Source organism: Liquorilactobacillus mali, assembly GCF_001437155.1.
GTDB lineage: Bacteria > Bacillota > Bacilli > Lactobacillales > Lactobacillaceae > Liquorilactobacillus > Liquorilactobacillus mali_A.
The window spans coordinates 27,730-33,808 of record NZ_JQAR01000005.1 but is presented as its reverse complement, the minus strand read 5'-3'; the positions used below and the strand labels follow the sequence as shown (position 1 = coordinate 33,808).

The window sequence follows — 6,079 nt, the reverse complement described above, 5'->3', positions numbered from 1 at the left end:
GTCCTTATTCCTTATAAATACTGTTAAATCAGCATGTATTCATGCGCCACGTGGGAGTCGAACCCACATTACAAGAACCGGAATCTTGCGTGCGATCCATTACACTAGCGGCGCAATTACTCATACTATTCTACAAGAAAGAATTCAAATTTACAAGTTGAAAAGATAGGTGAAATTTTATGCCCCACAATCAAAGTTATGGATATGGGCAGATTCAAAAACAGATTCAGAAATTTGCCATGACGCAACAAATGCAGCAGTCAATCCAAATACTGCGTTATAGTACTGAAGACCTTGCGAAGTATTTGAAACAAAAACAATTGGATAATCCCTTTGTTTCTATCAAGGAAACAATGAATTATACAGGTAATTCAACTGATCTATCAAATGCAAAAGTGAGTCAGTTGGATATGGTTACTAACAACAAAAGTCAGTCGCTTTATGATTATCTACTATCACAGGTCCATTTGACTATGAGAAAAACAAATCTTAGGAGCTGGGTCATTTATCTAATTGGGCAACTTGATGAGAATGGATATTTAAAAGTTGACTTAGAGGGATTGATTAGAAAAACTGGTGTTGAATATATTACGATGATGGACGCAATGACCTTGTTGCAGCAACTAGACCCACCTGGTGTTGGTGCACGTTCTTTGAAAGAGTGTTTGCTCCTGCAAATCCAAAACATTGAAAATGCTCCCATTGAGGCGCAACTAATTATTGAAAATGAGTTTGAAAGTCTAGTTGAGCAAGACTGGGATAAAATTGCAGCTGATCTATCTATAGACAGAGAAAAGGTTTTGAGTGTCGTTGAATTTATTAAACGCCTGACTCCAGCACCAGGTGCAGCTTTTGAACAAGAAAATGTTGGGTATGTTTATCCTGATTTGATAATAAAAAAGATTTCTGGAACGTCTGACTTTAGTATCAAGCCAACTAAGAAAACAAAGCCACTAGTTGTTTTCAAGCAAGATTACTATAATAAATTTGCAACGGCAAATGAAACTGAAGTAAAAAAATTTTTGAAGGAAAAGCAAAAAGACTTTCAAGAACTTATCAGAGATATTGAATTGCGTGCAGAAACAATTGTCAGAGTGGCAGAGGTTATAATTGAAAGGCAGCATGAGTTTTTCGAGAAGGATGACAAACAGCTGAAGCCACTTCTATTAAGAGATGTAGCTCAAAAGTTGAATTTACACGAGTCTACCATTAGCCGGGCGGTCAATGGTAAGTATTTGAGGTGTGATTCAGGAGTGTATGAACTAAAATATTTCTTTAGGCGGCCTGTAAACAGTATGGAACAAGATATCTCTGTTGATACAATAAAAAAACATATAACTGTGATTGTGGCGGCTGAAGATCAGCAAAAACCCTTGTCAGATGTCAAGATTGCAACAAAACTAGAGAAAGTTGGGATAAAAATATCACGTAGAACCGTTGCAAAATATCGAGAGGAATTAAAGATAGGCAGTTCAACGCAAAGAAAAAAGATTTAAATTCACACTTACTCATTTTGAACATAGGCAAAAATGTTTTATTGTTCGCTACTAGGAGCAGATTTTTAAGTTTTCTTCATTAAAATTCGGAATAGTAGAATAATCAAGAAAAATGTTGGCATAAAATTAAGCTATTAACGACTATTAATAACAAGATCTTACTCACTTGCATTAGGTGTGAAATATTGCTATAATGCAGTTGTTGATGAAGGTATGAGAACAATTAACTAAAGAGAAATTGTTGTTGTGCTTTTGTTTTTTGGCTAGCTGGGTCGCTTAGCGACACTATTGGACAATATCGGTCCCATTAGGAAGGTAACTATGATGCATCAGGAGTTTGAGTGGATTGAAAAGATTGCTCCCGACATGGTTGAAACCATGGTGCAACGGTTCATGATCTTACGTTATATCTCTTGGATGGGACCGGTTGGTAGGAGAATTCTTTCGCAAGAATTCGGCCTAACGGAACGGGTACTTAGAACTGAGACTGATTTTCTACGTGAACAGGGTTTGATTGCTTCAACTAGGTCTGGCATGATCATTACTGGAAGGGGTCAGGATGTTATTCAGGGTCTTCGAGGGTTGATGGATCAATTTGCAGACATAAGGCACCAGGAAGTTGAGCTTTCAAAGAAATTAGGCATTGAAAAATGTCTAATTGTAGCAGGCAATTCTGATGAGCAGCCAAGAGTCATAGAGGAAATGGGCAAGCTTGTTGATGAATCGTTAGTTGCTATTTTACCGAACGGCAGGAACGTGATTGCTGTCATGGGGGGAATTACAATGGCGGCTATTGCAAAGGCTCTCACGAAAAGAGTTGGCGAGAATCGTGAATTGCTTTTCGTACCTGCTAGAGGTGGTGTAGGAGAAGCAGTTGATATTCAGGCCAATACAGTTAGTTCACAAATGGCGATACATACTGGTGGACAGCATCGTGCGTTGTATGTACCTGAACAGTTGAGTGAAGAGGCATTTGAACCTTTACTCAAAGAACCAGCAATTCAAAAGGTAATTGAGTTAATTCGAAATAGCGATGCCGTTATTCATAGTGTAGGTGATGCTATTCGGATGGCTAAGAGAAGAGATATGCCTGTTTCTGTGATTGAAATGCTGAAAAAGAAGCACGCAGTTGGAGAGGCTTTTGGGTATTTTTTTGATGAGCTGGGTAATGTGGTGTATAAGATTCCAAGAATTGGATTACAATTAGAGGATCTCACCGATAAGAAATGTGTGCTTGCAGTTGCTGGTGGTGCTTCAAAGGCTAAAGCTATTGCAGCATACATGAGACATGCTCCCAAACAAACTTGTCTGATTACTGACGAGGGAGCAGCAAACTTGATTTTAAAAGAGTAGTGTTTAACCAACACACTTTTTAAAATAAATTTTTTATTTCCTAAAGGAGGAAATTTTAGTATGACTACTAAAGTAGGTATTAATGGTTTTGGCCGTATTGGCCGTTTGGCATTCCGTCGTATTGCTGAGACTTCAGAAAGCTTGGAAGTTGTTGCTATCAACGATTTGACATCTCCAGCTATGTTGGCACATTTATTGAAGTATGATACAGCTCATGGTCAATTCGATGCTGAAATCTCTGCTACAGACAATGCACTTGTTGTTAATGGCAAAGAAATTCCTGTATACGCAGAAGCAGACGCACACAACATTCCTTGGGTTAAGAATGATGGTGTTGATTTAGTTCTTGAATCAACAGGTTTCTATACATCAGAAGAAAAGGCATCTGCACATATCGAAGCAGGCGCAAAACGTGTTCTTATCTCAGCACCAGCTGGCAAGATGAAGACAATTGTTTACAGTGTTAACGATGACACATTGACAAACGATGACAAGATTGTTTCTGCTGCTTCATGTACTACAAACTGTTTAGCTCCTTTAGCAAAAGCTATGAATGATGCTTTTGGTATTAAAGCTGGTACTATGACAACAATCCATGCTTACACAGCTACACAAAAATTACAAGATGGTCCAGATCGTGGTGGTAACGTTCGTAACGCTCGTGCTGCTGCAGCTAACACAATTCCTCATTCAACTGGTGCTGCTAAAGCTCTTGGTTTAGTTGTTCCTGAAGTGAACGGTAAGTTAGATGGACATGCACAACGTGTTCCAGTTATCACAGGTTCATTAACAGAATTAGTTACAACTCTTAACAAAGAAGTAACTGTTGACGAAGTTAATGCAGCTGTTAAGAAAGTTACAGATGGTAACGAATCATTTGGTTACAACGGAGACGGAATCGTTTCATCAGATATCATCGGTACAACATTTGGTTCAGTATTTGACCCAACTCAAACACAAGTTGTTGGTTCAGGTGAAGGCCAAGTTGTTAAGACTGTTGCATGGTACGATAACGAATCTGGTTTTACAGCACAAATGATCCGTACTTTGGAAAAATTTGCTAGCATGCTTTAAGATTTAGCTGACGCTAAGTTTTTAAATGATTTAGTTCATTGAGGCGGGGGGAGGCATAACTCTCTTCGCTTTTTATTTTAAAAAAATGGAGGATTACAATTCATGGCTAAACTAACTGTTTCTGATTTAGATGTTACGGGTAAAAAAGTTTTAATTCGTGTTGACTTTAATGTTCCTATTAAAAACGGTGTTATCGGAAACGATAACCGTATTGTTGCTGCCTTACCAACAATTAAATATATTGTTGAAAATGGTGGTAAAGCTATTCTGTTTTCACATCTTGGTCGTGTTAAAACTGAAGAAGACAAGAAGGAATTATCACTTCGCCCAGTTGCTGAAAAATTAGCTGATTTGATTAAAAAGCCTGTTACATTTGTGCCAACAACTCGTGGTGCACAACTTGAAGAAGCAATTGACAAAATGAACAATGGTGATATTTTGTTGGTTGAAAATACTCGTTTTGAAGACTTGGATGGTAAAAAGGAATCTAAGAATGATCCTGAATTGGGTAAATATTGGGCGTCACTTGGCGACTTGTTTGTAAATGATGCTTTCGGTACAGCTCATCGTTCACATGCTTCTAATGTAGGAATTGCAAGTAACATGGATCAAGCTGCTGCTGGGTTCTTGCTTGAAAAAGAAATCAAATTCTTAGGTAATGCCGTTGATACTCCAGTTCGCCCATTTGTTGCCATTTTGGGTGGCGCAAAGGTTTCAGATAAGATTGGTGTTATTGATCACCTTCTTTCAAAGGCTGATAAGGTTATTATCGGTGGTGGTATGACTTATACATTTTATGCTGCTAAAGGTATGAGCATTGGTAACTCATTGGTTGAATCTGATAAGATTGATCTTGCTAAAGAAATTATTGAAAAAGCTGGAGACAAATTAGTGTTGCCAGTTGATTCAGTTGTCGCTGAGAAATTCGATAATGATGTACCTAACAAGACTGTTGACGGCGATATTCCTGATGGATACATGGCACTTGATATTGGACCTAAGTCAATTGCTTTGTTCAAAGATGTTTTAAAAGATGCTAAGACAGTCGTTTGGAATGGACCTATGGGTGTGTTCGAAATGAGCAACTATGCTGAAGGAACTCTCGAAATTGGTAAGTTCTTAGGTACACTTAGTGATGCTACAACAATTGTTGGTGGTGGTGATTCAACTGCTGCTGTTCAACAATTAGGTGTAGCTGATCAATTAACACATATCTCAACTGGTGGTGGAGCTTCCCTTGAATATCTCGAAGGTAAGACACTTCCTGGAATTGCTGCTGTTTCAGATAAATAGTTTATAATAGGCAAAATTGAAAGGATGATATAAGTGCGTACACCAATTATTGCAGGTAACTGGAAAATGAACATGAATCCAGAACAAACTGCTGAATTTGTTAAAGCTGTAAAGAATGACTTGCCAGCTACAAGTAAAGTTGAATCAGTGATTGCTGCACCAGCCGTTGATCTTCCAGCACTTTTAGAAGCTGCAAAAGGTTCAGAACTTAAAGTTGCTGCTGAAAATTGCTACTTTGAAGATGAGGGTGCATTTACTGGTGAAACCTCTCCCAAAGTTCTTAAGGAAATGGGCGTAGATTATGTAGTTATTGGTCATTCAGAACGTCGTGATTATTTCCACGAAACTGACGAAGACATTAACAAGAAAGCTCATGCAATCTTCAAGAATGGTCTTTTACCAATTATTTGCTGTGGTGAATCTCTTGAAACTCGTGAAGCCGGTAAAGCTGAAGAATGGGTTGCTGGACAAGTAACTGCTGCATTGAAAGATCTTTCTGGTGATCAGGTTGCAAGTTCTGTAATTGCATATGAACCAATCTGGGCTATTGGAACTGGTAAAACAGCATCATCAGACCAAGCTGAAGAAATTTGTGCAGTTGTTCGTAAGACAGTCGCAAAGCTTTATGATGAAACTGTTGCTGACAAGGTTCGTATCCAGTATGGTGGTTCTGTAAAACCTGCTAATGTTAAGGATCTTATGAGCAAAGAAAATATTGATGGCGGACTTGTTGGTGGTGCATCATTAGTTCCCGAATCATATTTGGCATTGGTTAACTTTAACAAATAGTTGATATTTTTTACGGCTACCAATTGAAAGTCGTTAAGAAAACCTTTAAAATAGGTTTGGGCGAGAAACTCAAG

At 38.3% G+C, this 6,079-nt stretch carries 5 protein-coding genes and 1 tRNA gene; 5 read left to right on the top strand and 1 reads right to left on the bottom strand.

The genetic code is table 11. The annotated features are described in order from the left end of the window. Positions 1-42: 42 nt before the first annotated feature. A tRNA-Arg gene (locus tag IV36_RS03590) sits at positions 43-114 on the bottom strand. 65 nt (positions 115-179) lie between these two features. Between IV36_RS03590 and rpoN the strand changes: the two genes are divergently transcribed. From rpoN to tpiA, 5 genes are all read left to right on the top strand, one after another. Further along, on the top strand, positions 180-1,496 hold the full coding sequence (rpoN, locus tag IV36_RS03585; protein WP_056990827.1) for an RNA polymerase factor sigma-54: 1,317 nt from the start codon (positions 180-182) through the stop codon (positions 1,494-1,496). 324 nt (positions 1,497-1,820) lie between these two features. Next, positions 1,821-2,849, top strand: a complete 1,029-nt coding sequence (locus tag IV36_RS03580; RefSeq protein ID WP_056990923.1) for a sugar-binding transcriptional regulator — start codon at positions 1,821-1,823, stop codon at positions 2,847-2,849. A gap of 60 nt (positions 2,850-2,909) precedes the next feature. Continuing rightward, a complete protein-coding gene (gene gap, locus IV36_RS03575; protein WP_056990826.1) occupies positions 2,910-3,923 on the top strand; it encodes a type I glyceraldehyde-3-phosphate dehydrogenase in 1,014 nt (337 codons plus the stop codon). A 102-nt stretch (positions 3,924-4,025) separates the two neighbouring features. Then, positions 4,026-5,216: a phosphoglycerate kinase gene (locus tag IV36_RS03570; RefSeq protein WP_056990825.1), complete on the top strand. Its 1,191-nt coding sequence runs from the start codon at positions 4,026-4,028 to the stop codon at positions 5,214-5,216. A gap of 33 nt (positions 5,217-5,249) precedes the next feature. Further along, complete coding sequence (tpiA, locus tag IV36_RS03565; protein WP_003688104.1) at positions 5,250-6,005, top strand: triose-phosphate isomerase; 756 nt, start codon at positions 5,250-5,252, stop codon at positions 6,003-6,005. Positions 6,006-6,079: the final 74 nt, after the last annotated feature.